Source organism: Bartonella sp. AA97HXZ (assembly GCF_042196985.1).
Taxonomy (GTDB): domain Bacteria; phylum Pseudomonadota; class Alphaproteobacteria; order Rhizobiales; family Rhizobiaceae; genus Bartonella.
In genome coordinates this window covers 40,226-59,901 of sequence record NZ_JBHIRC010000008.1, presented here as the reverse complement: position 1 = coordinate 59,901, position 19,676 = coordinate 40,226, and the positions used below count along the sequence as shown (strand labels likewise).

Annotated in this window: 14 protein-coding genes and 1 other RNA gene; all 15 read left to right on the top strand. The window is 38.6% G+C overall.

Annotated features, from left to right (window positions below):
• Positions 1-95 precede the first annotated feature (95 nt).
• The 15 genes from ACFINE_RS05875 to murB all read left to right on the top strand — a co-directional run bounded on the left by ACFINE_RS05875 (position 96) and on the right by murB (position 19,497).
• A complete protein-coding gene (locus tag ACFINE_RS05875; protein WP_375621373.1) occupies positions 96-1,034 on the top strand; it encodes an ArsR/SmtB family transcription factor in 939 nt (312 codons plus the stop codon).
• Between the two features lie 2,156 nt (positions 1,035-3,190).
• On the top strand, positions 3,191-3,568 hold the full coding sequence (locus ACFINE_RS05870; protein ID WP_375613361.1) for a hypothetical protein: 378 nt from the start codon (positions 3,191-3,193) through the stop codon (positions 3,566-3,568).
• Positions 3,569-4,929: 1,361 nt separating this feature from the next.
• The gene (locus ACFINE_RS05865) at positions 4,930-5,439 is read left to right on the top strand and encodes a lytic transglycosylase domain-containing protein (protein WP_375613362.1); all 510 of its coding nucleotides are present in this window, start codon (positions 4,930-4,932) and stop codon (positions 5,437-5,439) included.
• 83 nt (positions 5,440-5,522) lie between these two features.
• Positions 5,523-5,913: RNase P RNA component class A (gene rnpB / locus ACFINE_RS05860), an RNA gene on the top strand.
• A 264-nt stretch (positions 5,914-6,177) separates the two neighbouring features.
• A complete protein-coding gene (gene rsmH, locus ACFINE_RS05855) occupies positions 6,178-7,176 on the top strand; it encodes a 16S rRNA (cytosine(1402)-N(4))-methyltransferase RsmH (protein WP_375621372.1) in 999 nt (332 codons plus the stop codon).
• Positions 7,173-7,577, top strand: a complete 405-nt coding sequence (locus tag ACFINE_RS05850; protein WP_375611988.1) for a hypothetical protein — start codon at positions 7,173-7,175, stop codon at positions 7,575-7,577. The genes rsmH and ACFINE_RS05850 overlap by 4 nt, the downstream gene beginning before the upstream one ends.
• Positions 7,577-9,319 carry a peptidoglycan D,D-transpeptidase FtsI family protein gene (locus ACFINE_RS05845; protein ID WP_375613364.1) on the top strand — a complete coding sequence of 581 codons (1,743 nt, stop codon included), beginning with the start codon at positions 7,577-7,579 and terminating at the stop codon, positions 9,317-9,319. The genes ACFINE_RS05850 and ACFINE_RS05845 overlap by 1 nt, the downstream gene beginning before the upstream one ends.
• A gap of 23 nt (positions 9,320-9,342) precedes the next feature.
• A complete protein-coding gene (locus ACFINE_RS05840; protein ID WP_375611990.1) occupies positions 9,343-10,794 on the top strand; it encodes a UDP-N-acetylmuramoyl-L-alanyl-D-glutamate--2,6-diaminopimelate ligase in 1,452 nt (483 codons plus the stop codon).
• Positions 10,791-12,212 carry a UDP-N-acetylmuramoyl-tripeptide--D-alanyl-D-alanine ligase gene (murF, locus tag ACFINE_RS05835; protein ID WP_375613366.1) on the top strand — a complete coding sequence of 474 codons (1,422 nt, stop codon included), beginning with the start codon at positions 10,791-10,793 and terminating at the stop codon, positions 12,210-12,212. Before ACFINE_RS05840 ends, murF begins: the two co-directional genes overlap by 4 nt.
• A gap of 22 nt (positions 12,213-12,234) precedes the next feature.
• Positions 12,235-13,305, top strand: coding sequence for a phospho-N-acetylmuramoyl-pentapeptide-transferase (mraY, locus tag ACFINE_RS05830; RefSeq protein ID WP_375611992.1), 1,071 nt, complete (start codon positions 12,235-12,237; stop codon positions 13,303-13,305).
• A gap of 4 nt (positions 13,306-13,309) precedes the next feature.
• Positions 13,310-14,704, top strand: coding sequence for a UDP-N-acetylmuramoyl-L-alanine--D-glutamate ligase (gene murD, locus ACFINE_RS05825; RefSeq protein ID WP_375621371.1), 1,395 nt, complete (start codon positions 13,310-13,312; stop codon positions 14,702-14,704).
• Between the two features lie 143 nt (positions 14,705-14,847).
• Positions 14,848-16,002, top strand: coding sequence for an FtsW/RodA/SpoVE family cell cycle protein (locus ACFINE_RS05820; protein ID WP_375621370.1), 1,155 nt, complete (start codon positions 14,848-14,850; stop codon positions 16,000-16,002).
• Positions 15,995-17,131, top strand: a complete 1,137-nt coding sequence (murG, locus tag ACFINE_RS05815) for an undecaprenyldiphospho-muramoylpentapeptide beta-N-acetylglucosaminyltransferase (protein ID WP_375621369.1) — start codon at positions 15,995-15,997, stop codon at positions 17,129-17,131. The genes ACFINE_RS05820 and murG overlap by 8 nt, the downstream gene beginning before the upstream one ends.
• Positions 17,115-18,542, top strand: a complete 1,428-nt coding sequence (murC, locus tag ACFINE_RS05810; protein WP_375621368.1) for a UDP-N-acetylmuramate--L-alanine ligase — start codon at positions 17,115-17,117, stop codon at positions 18,540-18,542. Before murG ends, murC begins: the two co-directional genes overlap by 17 nt.
• The gene (gene murB / locus ACFINE_RS05805) at positions 18,520-19,497 is read left to right on the top strand and encodes a UDP-N-acetylmuramate dehydrogenase (protein ID WP_375621367.1); all 978 of its coding nucleotides are present in this window, start codon (positions 18,520-18,522) and stop codon (positions 19,495-19,497) included. The genes murC and murB overlap by 23 nt, the downstream gene beginning before the upstream one ends.
• Positions 19,498-19,676: the final 179 nt, after the last annotated feature.

Sequence of the window (19,676 nt, the reverse complement as noted above, 5' to 3'; positions counted from 1 at the left end):
ATAAAATAGAGAGAACAAAATAGATGAGAATATGCGTTGTATGCTTGACTTTTTTCCTATAAACAAATGTTTATAGGAATGTTTAGGGGATAATTATGAAAAAAAGTGCAAGTTTAGATGCAATGATTGTGCTGCTGAAAGCGGTCGCAGAAGTAAGCCATTTACGTGTTCTTAGGCTCTTACATCATGAAGATTTAACAATTCCTGATTTTATTTTTATTCTTGATCAGTCGCAAGCGTGTATATCACGATATTTACGTTTATTGTACGAAGCACGATTGATTGAGCGTTATCAGAAGGGGGATAGCCTTTATTTTAAGCTTTGTCATGATTTTTGGGGTAAAGACATTGTGATGGGTATTCTTTCGGCTTTGCCAAAGAATGATGTGTTGTTAGCGCATGATTTAGAACGTTTGAAGGATGTTAAAAAGCAGCGTCAAAAAACGAGGAAGAAGCATTTCTTACAAAATGCGTTGCAACGGGATGTATTACGGTCATCCTATATGGCAGATCATCGTGTAGAAAACTCTTTACTTGAAATCATTGGCGATAAACCATTTCAGACGATGCTGAATATTGGAAGAGGTGGAGACTCTATCTTAAAATTGTTTTCTAATCTTTATACGCATGCGGTTCAAGTTGTGCTTGATAGCAATGTTTTTCACTTGTCTGTTGGAGATACAACTTTTGATTTAGTTATTCTTCATTGGGTTTTACATTTTCTTGAAAATCCTGAAATATTCCTTCATGAGATATCAAGTGTTTTGCGTCCTCATGGCCGTTTATTGATTGTGGATTTTGGTTATCATGAAATTGAGTCTTCATATTCTGATCAAGTGCATATGCGTTTTGGATTTTCGGCTTTACAAATAGAACAATGGCTTAAAAATGCGGGACTTGTTCTAGAACAAACGGTTTGTCTTACTCCTATACAAAATGAAAACAGTGAGGAGGGGATTGCTACGCTTTGGCTTGCTCATGATCCGCGTTTATTGGTTGACGATATCAAAGATAAACAAGTAGATTTTGCATAAATCGCGTTTGTTAACGTGCTTTATACTCTGATTTTTCTCAAGGAATAGCGTAGAGATAAAACTTTATTCAATCATTGATGAGCTATTGTTTTTTACATTTGTATTATGTTTTTATATGGAAGTATTGGTGTTTTATAGCGGCGTGTAGGCTGTATAATGAAGCACCTTCTATAGAGTTAAGCCTACGAGGATCATTATTTAAGGTGTCTTGATATTATATTTTATTAGCCAATATATTGATTTTAAAAGATCATTGATTTTTTTAGACTCAATAAGAGGTTTAAATACAGGAATGTTGTTTCATTTCAAATTTCCTGTTTCAGAATCCGAAAGAGTCTGTTTGTCTGCTACAAAAGAAGGTATTTATCTTAATGATACCGTTTGTAAAAGAAAATACATTTTCTAAATGTGAGAGCGGCTGCAATATGATATAATGCCGCACAATATAATCATAGTGAAGGCTCATACCTTTATAAATATCAGAGATGGTGGTGCCCAATAGATCTTAAAATATCTCTTTAAAACAGGTTTTTAGATAAGGAGTACCTTGGAACTTTTAGTGAGGGGTGCAAAAAGATGCTCTAAAAAGACGAAAAAGTAAAAGGGTAAGACAATGCATTATATTCATAAAATAAGATCGGCGATGATCTATGGATAGTTTGTGGCTGAAAGTAGGAAAGAAAAGCGTGATATTACACTAAAGTTTCGTATCTCTTTATCATGAGAAGTTATGAAGATTATTAAATAAGTCCATTGTTTTTGCCAAAAGTATTTTCTTTCTTTTTATGTTTGCCGCTCATCTTATGACGCAGTCCGTGGTTATAGCGTAAAATTGATAGGGCACCATCGTCTTTAGTTTAAGTAAAAGTTGTAAGCCGGCATCATCGTTTTATGTTTTTTATCCATATGCTTCTTCTTGTTTGTGATGTGCGATAGTATGGCTATTCATTAATTCAATAGACGAAGATTGAAAATATGGGAATCTTACGTTCTTGAGGTTTCTCATGTAAATTGTAAAATGATGAGTTGTGATTGTAAATTAATGAATTGTTTACGTTAGAAGAACAGAATATAAAAATTTTTGAGCATAGAAACTACTGTGTGTATTATTTTACGGGATCATTTAAATGATAGAGATTAAGAGAAAATGTCTGCATTGATTTCGGTTTGTTATGTTAAAATGCGTTAGAGACTGTTGGTTATTGTAAAATGGTTTATCGTTATTTGGAATGACGATGGGGCGTGATTCGAAAAAAATACCTTCAGAGTTCTCATTTTCTCATAAGATTAAGCTGTTTAAGTTCCTCATTGATTGTTACATGAGGGATGTAACAATATTTTAATGATCATTTACAGAAATTTTTTTATAAAGATAGATAAGATTTTATTTTCTCTAATTTATTGTTTTATTTAAATAATTCATAGCTTTCTTGCAAGAAGATGTTTTCCATTTTTTACGGTTATTTGTGTAAGATTTTAAAAATCTACGTTTTTCTTTTTGTGGTGATTGCTGTTGGAAAAGTGATTCTACTTTTACGTAGTTTGATTTTTATAGGGTGGATACGTAGAAATTACGGTTTTTTAATATGATCATCAGAGTTATGAAAGAAACTATTTAAAAGTTATAATGATCGTAGATTCTAATTGATGCTTATTGAAATAAAATTGCTTCAAATTGGGTCATTTTAAACTTTTTTTGCCTAAATTTAAACATTTTTAAATAATTTATAATTCTTTTATGTTTTTTTGCGTAGAAGATGATAAGAATTTCTTGTTGTTTAAAGAATTTTATTCCATAGCAAGAATATTGCATCGGCTATCTTAGTGGTTGATGTAAGAGGACAATCGGGGAACCTCCTCCCCCCCCCCCCGCGTGGATCCCCTAGATTGTCTGGCCTGACTGAGGATTTCCTCAGTCAGGCTTTTTGTAATTATTTTAGGAAATGTAAGGTGTTATTAGGGGGGGAGTGTAAGATCTGTTATTGTTTCGCCTATAGTACCTAAATACATAGAGGGGCGAGTCTTATTGGGCGGATAGTGTTAGCGTATTCATTTTTAATAATTTGATTTTTCTTTATTGAGGCATTGTTGCATGTTATAAGAAGAATCATAAAAGGAAGCTATGTTTGTATTCTGTGATCTTTAGGTAAGAGATAATGGGATCTTTTTCACATCGTATTATTTTTATTTTATTTGTATTTTTTATTTCTGGCGCTGTCTTTTTTGCTTCTCAAAGTAGTGCTGTTTATCAGTTTTTTTCCGGTCGCTCTTCTTTTTCTTCTCAGCAGCTTGATGTAACAGAGGAGGAGTTGTTAGAGAGATTATCCGTATCTTTTCCAGATATTATCAAGCATCTTTCTAAGATGACCCCTCAACAGCAGGAGTTGTTTATTGCGCAGCTGCGTCGTGATGTAATTGCGCTTGCTTCTAAAAGTGGTCAGAGTCGTGAGCAGGCTCAAAAATCTGGTGAAACTGTTGCTATGGCTCTCTCAAAAGCGATTTCTCGTCCTTCCGTTGCTAATGCTTATTTTTAGCTATTTTTTAATTGCGCTTTTGGGTTTTATTTTAAGGAGAAAGAGCTTTTCGTGAAATTTTGAAAAGTGCGAGGAGATAATCAATTTTTAAGGTATTAACAAAATTTATCTCTCAAAAGGTAAGCAATTGGAGTATAAGGGTAATGTTGCAATCATTACAGGAGTGATAGAAAGTCTATCAAGGGTATTGGTCCAAGTTAATTGCATTATCAATCGCTACAATGACAAAAGCAGTATTGATTATAATAAAACACGTTAACTGCATTTTATATGCCGGTTATTTTTTTATTTGATATGAGAAAATAAAATTTTTTAAAGGATTTAAGCTTTTTTTGTTCTACGGATTTTAGGATATTTATCCACTTGTATGATTTCTGAAAATGAGGTGCAAGACTGATAAGATGATAGTCTGTAACAAAGAAAAAATATTTGAATGAAGATGAGAGGTCTATTTTTATTTAAAAAGGCTTTGGGGGTATTGAGTTTTCTAACATTTTTCAAAAAAATAGACACAAGTAATTTTTAAGCTTTGTTGTAGGGATAAAAACGGATATAACTTTTTTAGTATATTGTTTTATAATGATAATTTATCATTTTATATTGAATGAGAATCTTAAGAATTGTAAAATCCTCTCATTTTAAATTTATCCATGGTGAAAAAATTAAAATCAGTTTCTTGTATACCACAAGTAGAGGCTTGTGTGGATAAAAACTCTTTTAAAAAGGAATTAAAAAGCTTCTTTGAGACATCTTGAGAGCTAAAAGTCTGTTCCAATATTTTGAATTGGTAAAGAGTATGATGGTTTTAATATATTTATGAATTTTTTATGCGCAATGATGGGGAGATTTGTTTTGTGATTTTTTGAGGTTTTATCGGACATAAAGAGTGCAGTGGGTGTTTATTAATCAGAGAGAAGCGTTGATAACGGTTTATATTTTTTGTGAACCTTTTTTGATATCGAGCATCTTCGGTAAAAAGATGCTCTTGTCTCTCTTTCTTTGAGGGATTGATCTCAATAAAAAAATTAATAATCTTATGTAAAAAATATTACATCTAGTTCAGATGCTATTTTTTTAATATAAAAATTGATTGATACAACAGTGATAGCCGAAAGTTATAGATTATATCATTTTATTTGATACGCTATAAGATTAATTATAGTCTTTTTATTTTTTTATTTTATGATATAGAGAAATCTGAGACTTGTGCATAAAGATATATTCTGTTATTTCATAATTTTAGCTTGAAATTGTCTTACTATTTCCTTTTTAAAGACGTTCTTTTGCTTTCTTTTTTGTATAATACATTTGCAAATTACTTGCGGCTAGAATTTGAGAATGTTTGAGTGAAGAGAAAGAAAATGCAATTTTTGAAAATCTTGTTAAATACAGCATGTGCTGTATTTTTTGTATTTGATATAAGTTGGACTCATAGTGTCTTAAATGTTGCGGAATCAGGAGAAACCTCAGTGATTGTTGCTTCTAAGATTTCTGCTCGTCCTTATGAGTTTCTTATTCAGAAACTTGCGAATAAATATAATGTTCCCGTTAATTTAGCACATGCTGTTGTAAAAGTTGAAAGTAATTATAAGGCAGGTATAAAGGGGGCTGCTGGTGAAATAGGTTTGATGCAAATTAAACCCTCTACGGCACGAGGATTGGGTTTTAGTGGTTCTGTACAGGATTTGTACGATCCTGCGACCAATCTTGAATATGGTATGCGTTATTTGGCACGGGCCTATAAACTCAGTGGTGGAAGTACGTGTGGTACAATCCTTAAATATAACGCAGGTCATGCTGCAAAAAAAATGAATTCCATTTCAGCGAAATATTGCGCAAAAGTAAAGACTTATCTGGCTTCATTAAAATAAAAACATCTGTTGAGAGAGGTTTGTCATAAAATATTTTAAGATGCTATTTTCACGGAGCAGAAAATGTTTTATAAACTAGTATGTCAGTCGGCTGGGCAGCCGCGCTTGTCTGATACTGAAATATGGCAGGTGAGGAAAGTCCGGGCTCCATGGAAAGACGGTGCCGGGTAACACCCGGCGGGGGTGACCCTAGGGAAAGTGCCACAGAAAGTAAACCGCCTATTTTTATAGGTAAGGGTGAAAGGGTGGAGTAAGAGCCCACCGCGCATTCAGTAATGAATGTGGCAAGGTAAACCCCACCGGGAGCAAGACCAAATAGAAATGACGTGCAAAATTTAATTTGCAGCCGATTTCCGGGCGAGTCATTCGGGTAGGTTGCACGAGGCGGATGGTAACATCCGTCCCAGATGAATGGTTGCCATGTAAAGTGTAAGCTTTACTCTACAGAACCCGGCTTATAGGCCGACTGATATTTCATGATGATACGCGATATTTTATAAGATCAATTATATACGGTCTTTTATGGAGTCTATGTGTTTGAAATAGACACTTGAGCAAAGAGTGTTTTAAAAAATTATAACATTTCTTTAAGTATAATGCGTTAGGATCTGTTTTGGGATAACTTTAGTTTTTTCGTTCATTGTGATTAATGTGAAAGTTGAAGGCCAGGTTATTCTAAGATCAGTTGCCATGAGAGAGCTGTTGATTTAAGACGGCATAACTTCAAGATGGATTATTTTGATAAAGCAGGATCAAAGAGCTGAACGCCATATTCCAGTGTTGTTACAGCCAGTTTTGGCTGGGCTTATGCCATTGGTTGGAGCAAAAGTGATTGATGGCACCTTTGGTGCTGGTGGTTATACGCGCGCTTTGTTAAAGGCAGGGGCACAGGTGATTGCTCTTGATCGTGATCCTCATGCTATCAGTGCAGGACAATCGCTTGTTGAAGAATTTTTTCCACGCCTTCGTTTGGTCCATATGGCGTTTTCACAGCTTGATCGTGTCGTTGAAGAGAAGGTGGATGCAGTTATTTTGGATATTGGTGTCTCTTCAATGCAGCTTGATGAAGCAGAAAGAGGTTTTTCTTTTCAAAAAGATGGTCCATTGGATATGCGAATGGCTCAGACTGGTTTTACAGCCAGCGATGTTATCAATCATTTAAAAGCAAGGGATTTGGCACGTATTTTTAAGATATTAGGGGAAGAGCGTTATGCGGGGCGAATTGCACGGATGATTGAAAAGCGTCGTGTTGTGCAGCCTTTTTTGCGTACAGGTGATTTGGCGTATGCTATCGAAACGTTGATAGGACGTAAGCTGGGAGATCGTATTCATCCGGCAACACGTGTATTTCAGGCTCTTCGTATCTATGTTAATGATGAAATTGGTGAATTGGCATGTGGTTTATTTGCTGCTGAACGCGTTTTAAAAGCTGGAGGCCGTTTGGGGGTTGTCAGTTTTCATTCTCTTGAAGATCGTATGGTCAAAAGATTTTTTTCGGCTCGTTCTGGAGAATGTATGAGATCACGCTATCTGCCAGAAATAAAGGCTGCTCCAGCGACATTTTTTCCTTTGTTTCGAGGTGGGATCACGGCAACTAAAGAGGAGTTACAGAAAAATCCTCGTTCACGTTCTGCGAGGTTGCGTATTGGTGTACGGACTGAAGCAGAGGCTCTTGCAGCAGATATGAAATTATTTGGTTTAGCAGAGATTGCCAGTTTTGAAGGCAGCAAAAAATGACAGTTTTTCGTACATTTGATATGATTTTAGTGTTGATTATGATTTGTATGGCAGGACTTACTTATAAGGTAAAATATGATGTTCAAAAGCGAATGAACGAAGTTCTTCATCTTGAGCATGAAATTGCTGCAGCAAAAAATACGGTAAGTTTGCTTCATGCTGAGTGGGCTGTGATGATAAGGCCTTCACGCATGCAAAAACTTGCGAAACGTTATCAGAAAGAACTTGGGTTAGAGGTTATACAGCCGCGTCAAATCGTGGAGTTTAAAGACATTCCGGTACGGGTACATGATCAAATTGAAGAAGTGATTAAACAAAATATCTTGGAAGATAATCAAGATATTTTGACAAATAATCGGGCTTCTCAGATCAATAGTGTTGTCCAAAAAGGCGCGCAGTAATGAAATCGACTTTTTTATTCTCACAGAAGAAAAAGCGCTTAAAGAATTCGTTGAATAATCATAATGTTTCTGTTCGTCGTCCCTATTCTAGTCGTCCACGTTTGCTTTTTTCGTTGTTCTGCTTTTTAATTTTATATGGCATCATGGGGGCTTGCCTTATTTCTTATGGGTTGGAAGGTGGACAGATTGAAGAAGCAAAAGGGCCTGGAGTTCTTCAATTGATGGCACGGCCTGATATCGTTGATCGTAATGGTCGTTTATTGGCAACAGATATTAAAACTTATTCACTTTTTGCTGAGCCACGACGTATTATTGATGTGGATGAAACAATTGAATTGCTCTCAACAGTTTTGCCTGATCTTAATTGGCAGGAAACCTATAAGCGCTTAAAAAGAAAATCTAGTTTTTCTTGGATACAGCGGGGGTTAACACCAATGCAGAAGACGCAAATTATGGCTCTTGGTATACCAGGAATTGGTTTTCGGACTGAAATTCGTCGTTTTTATCCTGATGGACCTGTAACTTCCCATATTCTCGGTATGGTGAATGTTGATAATCAGGGCATTGCAGGTATGGAAAAATATATTGATGATGCGGGGTTGAGTGCTTTGCGTGCCGCTGGTCTTGCCATGGAAGAATCGTTAAAACAAGTTCAGCTTTCGATTGATGTGCGTGTTCAGGCAATTGTTCATGATGAACTTATTCAGGCTATGAAGCGTTATAAGGCAATTGCTGCAGGAGCTGTTATTTTAAATATACATACGGGGGAAGTTTTGGCTTTGGCATCACTACCAGATTTTGATCCTGGAAATCCTATCGAAGCTTTAAAAAGTGATCGTCTCAATCGGATGACGGCAGGAGCTTTTGAAATGGGATCAATTATTAAGAGTTTTACGACCGCCATGGCACTTGATTCCAATATTTTTCATTTAAACAGTATTATTGATGCTTCAAAGCCAATAAAAGCAAGTAGTGGGTATACTATTCATGATTTTCATGGAAAAAATCGACCCTTAACGTTATGGGAGGTTTTTATTTATTCTTCTAATATTGGTTCTGCTAAAGAGGCATTGGCGATAGGGATTGATAAACATCGTGGTTTTTTACAAAAACTTGGATTACTGGATCGTCTCACAACAGAGTTGCCTGAAGTTGCCCACCCTATTGTGCCACATCATTGGAAGGATATACATTCTATGACGATTTCTTTTGGGCATGGTATGGCAACAACACCCTTGCAAACAGCTGTCGGGGCTGCTGCTTTAATGAATGGTGGTTGGTTAATTGCTCCGACATTTTTAAAACGCACAAAAGAACAAACTCTGCACCATGCAAAACGGGTTTTGCAGGCTAAAACAAGTCAAAATATGCGTTACCTTTATCAATTAAATAGTGATATTGGTTCTGGACGTAATGCAAAAGTAGAAGGCTATCGTGTAGGTGGTAAGACAGGAACAGCTGAAAAAGTTGAAAATGGAAAATATTCTAAAACAAAAAATTTCAATAGTTTTCTTGCTGCTTTTCCTATTGAAGATCCTGCTTATGTTGTTTTAACAATTATCGATGAACCAAAGCCAGAGGAGGGACAGCGTTCAGCAACAGCGGGAATGAATGCTGGACCAATGCTTGCTAATATTGTTCGTCGCACAGCTAGTTTTCTTGGTGTAAAACCCGATTTTAAAAAAGAATATGAGCCTCTTTTAAGTAAAAAGAGCAATTCAAGTTTCGTTAAACAACGGTAAAATGAATATAAAGGTGCGTTATTATGTTGTTGGGAACAGTTTTTACAGAATGTGTTGAAGATGAAAGTCTTTCTTCAATAGAAATAACAGGAATAAGTGTGGATTCTCGGCAAGTTTTGCCAGGCTATGTTTTTGTCGCTGTTCAAGGAAAAAAAAGTGATGGAAGGCACTATATAGATGATGCGATAAAGCGTGGCGCACGAGCAATCGTTACAGATTATCATGCTGTTCTTGAGGATTTATCTGTTCCCATTTTACGTGTTTCTAATGTTCGTCATAGTTTAGCGTTGGCAGCTGCACGTTTTTACGGTTCTCAGCCTGAAACGGTTGTTGCTGTGACTGGTACAAGTGGTAAAACATCTGTTGTCTCTTTTCTTCGGCAAATTTGGACTTATGCTGGATTTTGTGCTGCGAGTATAGGAACGGTTGGTGTTGTTTCTCCTAAACGGAATGTTTATGGTTCTCTCACAACACCTGATCCGGTCGTCTTGCACCGTCTTCTTTATGAAATTTCTCATGAAGGTGTGACTCATGCAGCTCTTGAAGCTTCTTCGCATGGGCTTGACCAAGGACGACTTGATGGAGTCCGTTTAACGGCTGGTGCCTTTACCAATTTAGGGCGAGATCACATGGATTATCACACGGGGGTAGAGGATTATTTGCGGGCTAAAATGAGGTTGTTTGATACACTTTTGCCTGTATCTGCTCCTGCTTTGATTTTTGCTGATGATGTTTATTCACAAAAGGTTATTGATGTTGTTACACAAGCGCGCCGCCGTGTCTTGACAATTGGTCGTAAGGGGCAATTTATCACGATTAATCGTGTCGAACATCAACGCTCAAAACAGTGTATTGAGTGTCGTGTGGAAAACAATATTTATACATTTGATTTGCCTTTAGCTGGAGATTTTCAGGTCGCCAATGCGCTTATGGCAGCGGGGTTAGCAATTGCAACGGGCGTTTCACCTCGTAAGGTTTTTTCTGCGCTTGAAACTTTGCAGGGGGCACCTGGGCGGTTAGAGTTTGTGGGAAAGACAGAAAATAATGCGCTTGTTTACATTGATTATGCCCATAAACCAGAAGCTTTGGAGCAGGTTTTGCTTTCTGTTCGTCCCTTTACGCAAGGGCGCTTGATCGTTGTTTTTGGTTGTGGAGGAGATCGTGATCAAGGGAAAAGACCTTTGATGGGAAAAATTGCGGCGGATAAAGCGGACATTGTTATTGTAACGGATGATAATCCTCGCACAGAAATGCCAGAAAAAATACGCAAGGATATTTTACAGGCGGTGCCAACAGCAATAGAGATAGCAGATCGTGGAGAGGCTATTTCTTACGCGGTGGAGCTTTTGAAAGTTGGTGATACATTAATCATTGCTGGAAAAGGTCATGAGGATGGCCAAATTATAGGGCAGACAACTTATCCTTTTTCAGATCGTCTGAAAGCGATAGAAGCTTTAGAGGACCGAAAGAAATGACAGCTTTATGGGATAAGCAAGCACTTGTTGCTGCAGTTAATGGTGTTGTAATGGGAAGCCTGCCAGAAACTTTTTCTGGGGTTTCCATTGATAGCCGTACTCTTGCGGAAGGGGATGTTTTTTTCTGCATTAAAGGGCATCATCTTGATGGTCATGATTTTGCTGCGCAAGCTTATGAACGAGGTGCAGGCGTTCTTATCGTTACGGAACACCGTTTGAGGGATATGAAAAAGATATCGGCTCCACTCATTGTCGTTCCTGATGTTTTGAAAGCCTTAGAACAACTTGCACAAGCTGCACGCAAACGTTCAAGAGCTAAGATTATCGCGATAACAGGATCGGTGGGAAAAACAACGACAAAAGAAGCTTTGAAACAAGCACTTGCAACGGCTGGGAATGTTCATGCGAATCTCGCTTCTTTAAACAATTGCTGGGGGGTTCCACTCACTTTAGCGCGGATGCCTGTGGAGAGTGATTATGGTATCTTTGAAATTGGCATGAATCACAGAGATGAAATTCGCCCTCTGGTCAAACTGGTTTGTCCGCATGTTGCTCTCATTACGCATATTTGTGCAGGACATATGGGTTTTTTCAAGGATCTTGAAGAAATAGCAAAGGCAAAAGCTGAAATTTTTGAAGGATTGGATGAGGAAGGCATTGCCATTTTAAATGCGGATAGTGATTTTTTTTCTTATCTCGTTCAAAAAGCAAAGAAATGCGGTGTAAAAAAGATCTTAAGCTTTGGTGAGACTAAAGATGCTGATTATCAAGCGCATGATATACGTCTTCTAACCGATAGTTCTTCTATGATTGTGCGTATGGGGGGGCGGGATAGGGAGGTCCAAATTGGTGCTCCTGGGCGCCATATTGTGCAAAATAGTTTAGGGGTTATTGCTGCTTGTGATGCTATGGGGGTTGAGCTAGAGCCTGTTTTTCTTTCTTTTCGCCATTTTTCTTCTCAAAAGGGGCGAGGTGTTCGTTATCGACTGTCTTTATCAAATGGGGGTGAATTTTATCTCATTGATGAAAGCTATAATGCAAATCCTGCTTCTATGCGTGCTGCACTTGAGCTTCTTGCTACAGGGCCTGTAGGGAAAGGGGGGCGGCGAATTGCTATTTTAGGAGATATGCTAGAGTTAGGGGAGTATAGTGAAAAGCTTCATCGTGATTTAATAAAACCAATACGTCTTTCTGGTGCTAATCCGGTTTTTCTATTTGGTGAGGCGATGAAATCTTTAGTCAGTGATTTGTCTGCTGGTGTTAAGGTTCATTATGCTGAAAATATTGAGAAAATTTTATCGCTTCTTTTAGCAGAAATTTCTTCTGGGGATCTGCTTATGGTTAAATCATCCAATAGCCTTTGTTCATCAAATATTGTGACTGCATTGCTTGATCGCTATAAAGCGGTTTCTTCATAGTTTTAAGAGGTTTTTTTATTCCATGATGCTATTTTTTTCTTCGTTTAGTGATTGGCTTCCAGGTGTGAATGTATTTCGTTATATTACTTTTCGCACGATAGCGGCTATGCTTACTTCGGGGCTTATCGTCTTTTTGTTTGGACCTAGCATCATTGCTTCTCTTAAATTGCGGCAGGGTAAGGGGCAACCGATTCGTGCTGATGGTCCTCAAACACATTTTAAAAAGGCTGGAACACCTACAATGGGTGGATTGATGATTTTAATCGGCATTGTGGTATCGGCATTTTTATGGGGTAATTTATCGAATATTTACTTTTGGGTATCGCTATTGGTTATGCTTTCTTTTGGGGGAATTGGATTTTATGACGATTATCTTAAGGTCACAAAACAAACAGACAAAGGATTTTCTGGGAAAGCACGATTAAGCTTGGAGTTTTTTGTTGCGGCAATTGCGGCTTTTGCCATCTTGAAAATTGGCTCATCTGGATTAGCTTTGCCTTTTTTAAAAGATTATCTTATCAATTTGGGCTGGTTTTTTATTCCTTTTTCTGCTTTCGTCATTGTTGCGACGGGTAATGCGGTTAATTTAACGGATGGACTCGATGGGCTTGCTATTGTTCCTGTGATGGTTGCAGCTTTATCTTTTGCTCTGATTGCTTATCTTTCTGGTAATATGAATTTTGCTGATTATCTCCAAATCCATTATGTATCGGGAACAGGTGAATTGGCTGTTTTATTGGGAGCTGTTGTTGGGGCAGGGCTTGGTTTTTTATGGTTTAATGCACCACCTGCAGCTATTTTTATGGGAGATACTGGTTCATTGGCTCTTGGAGGACTCTTAGGGACTGTTGCGGTTGCTACGAAACACGAAATTGTTTTGGTTCTTATTGGTGGGCTTTTTGTTGTGGAAGCTTTTTCGGTCGTTATTCAGGTTGGTTATTTCAAATTAACAAGAAAACGCGTGTTTCTTATGGCACCGATACATCATCATTTTGAGAAAAAAGGCTGGACTGAAAGCCAAGTCGTGATACGCTTTTGGATTATTTCGATTGTTCTCGCTCTCATAGGTCTTTCAACACTTAAATTGCGGTGAGAATGTGATTTCTGTTGCGTGTTATAAAGGTCAAAAAGTTGCTCTGTTTGGATTGGGACAGTCTGGACTAGCAACGGCACAAGCATTGATGTGCGGTGGCGCAGAAGTGGTGGCGTGGGATGATAGTTCTTCAAGCGTGCAAATGGCTTTTCGGCACAATATTCCAACACGAGATCTCCGTTATGAAGATTGGTCAGAATTTGTTGCATTGATTGTAGCTCCTGGAGTTCCTTTAAGTTATCCTCAGCCCCATTGGATTGTTGAAAAAGCACGAAAAAAAAATATAGAAATTATCGGTGATATTGAATTATTTGTTCGTGCGCGCCAGCATTTTTTACAACATTATGGTTTGTGTGACCAAGATGTTCCTTTCATTGCGATTACGGGGACGAATGGCAAGTCAACCACAACGGCTTTACTTGCGCATTTGTTGGAAAAAATGGGCTATGATGTGCAGATGGGGGGAAATATCGGAAAAGCAATATTGACGCTTAAGCCATTTGTTAAAAAACGTATCTATGTGATTGAATGTTCATCATTTCAAATTGATCTTACTCCCTCTCTTCAGCCGACCATTGGACTTTTATTGAATTTAACACCTGATCATATTGATCGACATGGGAGTTTTGCCTGTTATGTGCAAACCAAAAGGCATCTGATTGCTCAGGCTTCTCAGGCTTTCATTTCAGTTGATGATGCAGCTTGTCGGGTTTTATATCAACAGTTACTTCATGATGGGAAGCAAATTGAGGCAATTTCCAAGGATCATTTTGTTGAAAATGGTTTTTATGCAGATGGGACCAAGCTCTTTTCTGTTCGTCAAGGACAGAGTCATATGCTTGCAGATCTTGCTCCTATGGCGGGGTTACGTGGGAGTCATAATGCGCAAAATGCCCTTATGGCATTAGCAACATTGCAGGCTTTAAAAATAACCGATCCTTCTGTGAACAAGCATTTGGCAAGTTATAAAGGGTTGGATCATCGTATGCAGCAGGTGCGTAAAATGGGGGCGGTTTTGTTTATCAATGACAGCAAGGCTACTAATGCAGATGCAACAGCTCCTGCGCTTTCCACCTTTAATGATATTTTTTGGATTGTTGGAGGACAGGCAAAAAAGGGAGGGATAGAGTCTCTTAGAGAATTTTTTCCTAAAATTCGTAAAGCCTATTTGATTGGGAGCGCGGCGGAAGAATTTGCTCGCACTATTGGATCTGCTTTTCCCTTTTCTATGAGCTTAACTTTGAAAAATGCGGTGTGTGAAGCAGCTGTTGACGCAATGGATTTTCAGGCAAAAGAGGTGACGGTTCTTTTGTCACCTGCTTGTGCAAGTTATGACCAATTTAAAAATTATGAAATGCGAGGCGAAGCATTTGTCTCTTTTGTGATGCAGTTACAATAAAAAAGCATCAGTTATAAAAAAATATTTTTGCGTTAAGACTCCAGAATCTTTTTTTGTGTAATTTAGTTTTTAAAGTGTTTGTTAAACAGGCTGGGGAACCATATCACTTTGAGATAATTTATAAAATGGATAAGGTGGATACCATGGTGACGCGTGCAGATAGAGATCCAATTGCTAATTGGTGGTGGACGATTGATCGCTCTATCTTTGCAGCTTGTTTAATTTTAATGGGAATTGGCATTATGCTGTCTTTTGCTGCCAGCCCTATTATTGCAAAAAAAATCGGAATTGCTGATAGTTTTTATTTTGTTCGGTGGCATATCATTTTTAGCATTTCAGCATTTTTTACGATGGTTACCATTTCCTTTTTTTCGCTTTCTAATATTCGTCGTTTATGTGCTCTTTTGCTCATTGTAACGCTTGCTCTTATGGTTGCAACCTTATTTTGGGGTCCAGAATTAAAGGGAGCACGGAGGTGGATTCTACTATTTGGTTTTTCTGTACAGGCGTCAGAGTTTATGAAGCCAGCTTTTGTGGTTATGTCCGCTTGGCTTTTTTCGGAACAGATACGCAAGAGGGGCATTCTGGGTTATACGTTAGCGATTCTACTTTATGCCATTTGTTGTGTGCTTCTGGTTTTGCAGCCTGATATTGGACAAACAGTTTTAATAAGTGCAACATGGGGGGGGCTGTTTTTTATTGCTGGTGTCCCTCTTACTATTATTTTTCTCTTTCTCATTTTAGGCGTTGTAGGAATTATTTTAGCTTATTTTTTTCTGCATCATGTGCGCGAGCGGATCAATGGTTTTTTGACAGGTGAAGGAGATACTTTTCAAGTGGATGTGGGACGTGAGGCTATTTTGAATGGTGGTTGGTTTGGGCAAGGTCCTGGGGAGGGCACAGTAAAACGTATCATTCCTGATAGCCATACAGATTTTGTATTTTCCGTTGCTGCTGAAGAATATGGTATTATTCTTTGTTTATTAATTATGATGCTGTTTGGCTTTATCGTTATGCGTTCATTGTATATAGCCATGAATACACGTGATTCCTTTATACGTCTTGGTATTACTGGCATAGCAATGATGATTGGCTTTCAATCAGCTATTAATATGGCCGTTAATCTTCACTTAATTCCTCCAAAAGGTATGACATTGCCTTTTATTTCTTATGGTGGTTCTTCGATGGTGGCGATTGCGTTTTCAATGGGCATTTTGCTTAGTTTAACACGTCGTTGGCCAGAAGCGCGCCTTTCAGCTTTTTCTTCCTCTTCTGTCTTGGATACCCCTTATGAATGATAAAAAAGTTATTATTTTGGTGGCTGGTGGTACAGGTGGACATCTTTTTCCTGCTGAAGCCCTTTCTGTTGAATTAAGGCAGCGTGGATATGATGTTCATTTAATAACAGATGAAAGAGCACGCTCTTTTGTTCGGTGTTTTGATGAAGAGCATATTCATATCGTTTCATCGGCAACATTTACACGACGCCATCCTTTTGCTCTGATAAAGACGTTTTGGTCTTTGCTAAGGGGTATGGGGCAATCGTTGGCGTTGTTTTATAAATTACGTCCTGTTCTTGTTGGAGGATTTGGGGGGTATCCGAGCTTTCCTCCTCTTTTTATTGCGGCTTTAACGAGGCGTGTGACATTTATTCATGAACAAAATGCTGTTATGGGGCGTGCCAATCGGATGTTGGCAATTTTTGTGCGTGCAATCGCTGGTGGTTTGTTGTCACCAAATGGCGCTTATGCTCATAAAATACTTTTGACGGGGAATCCTGTCCGTGAGGCTGTGTTGAAGGCGGCCAAAATTCCTTATCATTCTTCAGAGGGAGAAAAGCCATTTAATTTTTTGATTTTTGGAGGTAGCCAAGGGGCTTCTGCTTTTTCACATATTGTTCCAGAAGCTATTGCTTTATTTGATGATAAGAACCGTAAACGTTTACGAATTGTACAGCAAGTCCGCGGTGAAGCAGGAAGGTTGATCAAAATCTATCGTGATATGGGGGTACAAGCAGAAGTTGCTCCTTTCTTTGATGATATGGCTGAACGTATGGCACATGCTCATTTTATTTTGTCGCGCGCTGGGGCTTCGTCCGTTTGTGAGATAGCGGTGATTGGTAGACCTGCTCTGCTTGTTCCCTATCCCCATGCTTTAGATCATGATCAGGCTGCCAATGCAGCTTTGCTTGCTCGTGTGGGGGGAGCGCAAATTATATCAGAAAAAGATTTAAATGCACAAAAGCTTTCTTCTCTTTTAATGCACGCTTGTTGTGCGCCCCATTTATTGGAAAAACAAGCGCTTGCTGCAAAAAAAGTTGGACAACCTCATGCAACCCGTCGCCTTGCTGATATGGCTGAATCCTTAATTGCAGGGCGATTGTTGTCAGATATAAAAGAGGAGCTTTTTAATGAAAATGCCACTTGATATAGGCGTTATCCATTTTATCGGAATCGGGGGGATCGGTATGAGTGGAATTGCGGAGGTTTTTTATAATCTTGGCTATAAAGTTCAAGGGTCAGATCAAGTTGAAAGTGCAAATGTTGAACGTTTGCGGAAAAAAGGAATTAACGTTCATATAGGTCATTGTGCTGAAAACTTAGGGAATGCAGAGGTTGTTGTTTTTTCTACTGCCGTTAAAAAAACAAATCCTGAGTATATTGCTGCAAAGGAAAGACATTTGCCGCTTGTCAGACGTGCAGAAATGCTGGCGGAGCTGATGCGGTTTCGGCGTGCAATTGCGGTGGGTGGTACACATGGTAAAACAACAACCACATCAATGGTCGCAGCCCTTCTTGATGCTGGTCATTTTGATCCAGTGGTGATTAATGGCGGTATTATTAATGCTTATGGTACGAATTCTCGTACAGGAGATGGCGATTGGATGATTGTTGAAGCTGATGAAAGTGATGGTACATTTTTAAAGCTGCCTGCTGATATTGCTGTTATTACTAATATTGACGCTGAGCATTTGGATCATTATGGAAGTTTTGATGCTGTGCGTGAGGCTTTTCGGCAATTCATAGAAAATGTTCCTTTTTATGGTTTTGCTGTTTTGTGTCTTGATCATCCAGAGGTTCAGTCATTGGCGGGCCGTATTGATGATCGTTGGGTGATCACTTATGGTGCAAATCCACAAGCGGATGTTCGTTTTCTTAATCTTTCGATGGATGGTCAAAAAACGCATTTTGATGTTCTTGTTCGCTCACGCAAAACAGGAAGAAAGATTGAGTTGAAAAATTTGCTTTTGCCCATGGCAGGGCAGCATAATGTTGCCAATGCAACGGCGGCGATTGCTATTGCACATGAACTTGGTATTTCAAATGAAGCTATAAAAAGGGGCTTAGCAGAATTTGGCGGAGTAAAACGGCGTTTTACGCGAACAGGAAGTTGGCGTGGCATTGAAATATTTGATGATTATGGACATCATCCTGTTGAAATAAAGGCAGTTTTGCGTGCTGCACGTGAGAGTGCAAAAGGGCGTGTTATTGCGATTGCACAACCCCATCGGTATTCGCGTTTGTATCATTTATTTGATGATTTTGCTGCTTGTTTTAATGATGCAGATACAGTGTTGATTACGCCCGTTTATGCGGCTGGTGAAGAGCCTATTGTAGGATTTGGTTCTCAAGAATTGGTAGAGCATATTAAAATGGCGGGTCATCGTGATGTGCGCTTGATACATGGTTTGGAAGATGTTGTGTCTCTTGTCTCAAAATTTGCTCAGGCAGAGGATTATGTTGTTTTTCTTGGTGCTGGCAATATCACACAATGGGCTTGTGCGTTGCCTCATCAGTTAGCGGTATTGGATGGTCATGATAAATTTTCAGCACATTGATGGTGAGGCGCTATTGGCGCAATTGCAACCACTGTTGGGTGGCGTGAGAGGAAAGCTTACACCTAATGTTGAGATGCGTAAGGTAACGTGGTTTCGCACGGGCGGGTTGGCAGAGCTTTTTTATCAGCCTGTTGATGAAGAAGATTTGGCTCTCTTTCTTCAAAATTTGCCTGAATTTGTTCCTGTAACAATTGTCGGTATTGGTTCTAATCTTCTGGTGCGTGATGGGGGGGTTCCTGGTGTTGTGATTCGTCTTTCGCCAAAAAAATTTGGGCAAGTGAAACAAGTTTCTCCAAAAGGCTTTTTAGTTGGTGCTGGTACGGCGGATAAACATTTAGCTGCTGCCGCTTTAGAAGCTGAGATTGCAGGTTTTCATTTTTATCATGGTATTCCTGGAGGTCTTGGGGGAGCTCTCAAAATGAATGCGGGTGCGAATGGTGTTGAAACCGCAGCGCGTGTTGTCGAGGTCTATGCGCTGGATCGTAAAGGGCAACGTCATATCTTGAGTGTGAAAGATATGCATTATTCCTATCGCCATTGTGATATTCCTAAAGATTTTATTTTTACGGCTGCTTTATTAGAAGGAAAACTCGGCAATAAAGATGATATTCGTGCTGCTATGGATGAAGTTGCCCTCCACAGAGAAACAGTGCAACCTATTCGCGAAAAAACAGGGGGATCAACTTTCAAAAATCCTGAGAATATATCCGCGTGGCGCGTGATTGATGAAGCAGGGTGTCGTGGTTTACAGATTGGTGGCGCTCAAATGAGTGAAATGCACTGTAATTTTATGATTAATACAGGGCAAGCAACAGGATATGATCTTGAAGCATTGGGAGAAACAGTGCGTGCGCGTGTTTTTGCAAATTCAGCCCACCTTTTACAATGGGAAATAGAGCGTATTGGTCAATTTGAGCGTGGTCGAAGTGTTTCTCCTTTTGATCCATTTCATTGATTTATTGTTCACTAAAAAGTGAAAATAAAAAATTGAGTCATTTCAAAGAGATAATAAAAAATTTCTATTAAGAATCAATAAATTAACAAAGAATCTCTTGCATCAGGCTTTTGAGTCTGATTCATTATGCAAAATGCTAGGTTATTGATTCGCAAGGATAAACTTTGTTTTTCCTGTAT

Coding starts and splice junctions, on each gene's coding strand:
- ACFINE_RS05875 (WP_375621373.1), top strand. CDS start 96: ATGAAAAAAAGTGCAAGTTTAGATGCAATGATTGTGCTGCTGAAAGCG.
- ACFINE_RS05870 (WP_375613361.1), top strand. CDS start 3,191: ATGGGATCTTTTTCACATCGTATTATTTTTATTTTATTTGTATTTTTT.
- ACFINE_RS05865 (WP_375613362.1), top strand. CDS start 4,930: ATGCAATTTTTGAAAATCTTGTTAAATACAGCATGTGCTGTATTTTTT.
- ACFINE_RS05850 (WP_375611988.1), top strand. CDS start 7,173: ATGACAGTTTTTCGTACATTTGATATGATTTTAGTGTTGATTATGATT.
- ACFINE_RS05845 (WP_375613364.1), top strand. CDS start 7,577: ATGAAATCGACTTTTTTATTCTCACAGAAGAAAAAGCGCTTAAAGAAT.
- ACFINE_RS05840 (WP_375611990.1), top strand. CDS start 9,343: ATGTTGTTGGGAACAGTTTTTACAGAATGTGTTGAAGATGAAAGTCTT.
- murF (WP_375613366.1), top strand. CDS start 10,791: ATGACAGCTTTATGGGATAAGCAAGCACTTGTTGCTGCAGTTAATGGT.
- mraY (WP_375611992.1), top strand. CDS start 12,235: ATGATGCTATTTTTTTCTTCGTTTAGTGATTGGCTTCCAGGTGTGAAT.
- ACFINE_RS05820 (WP_375621370.1), top strand. CDS start 14,848: ATGGTGACGCGTGCAGATAGAGATCCAATTGCTAATTGGTGGTGGACG.
- murG (WP_375621369.1), top strand. CDS start 15,995: ATGAATGATAAAAAAGTTATTATTTTGGTGGCTGGTGGTACAGGTGGA.
- murC (WP_375621368.1), top strand. CDS start 17,115: ATGAAAATGCCACTTGATATAGGCGTTATCCATTTTATCGGAATCGGG.
- murB (WP_375621367.1), top strand. CDS start 18,520: ATGATAAATTTTCAGCACATTGATGGTGAGGCGCTATTGGCGCAATTG.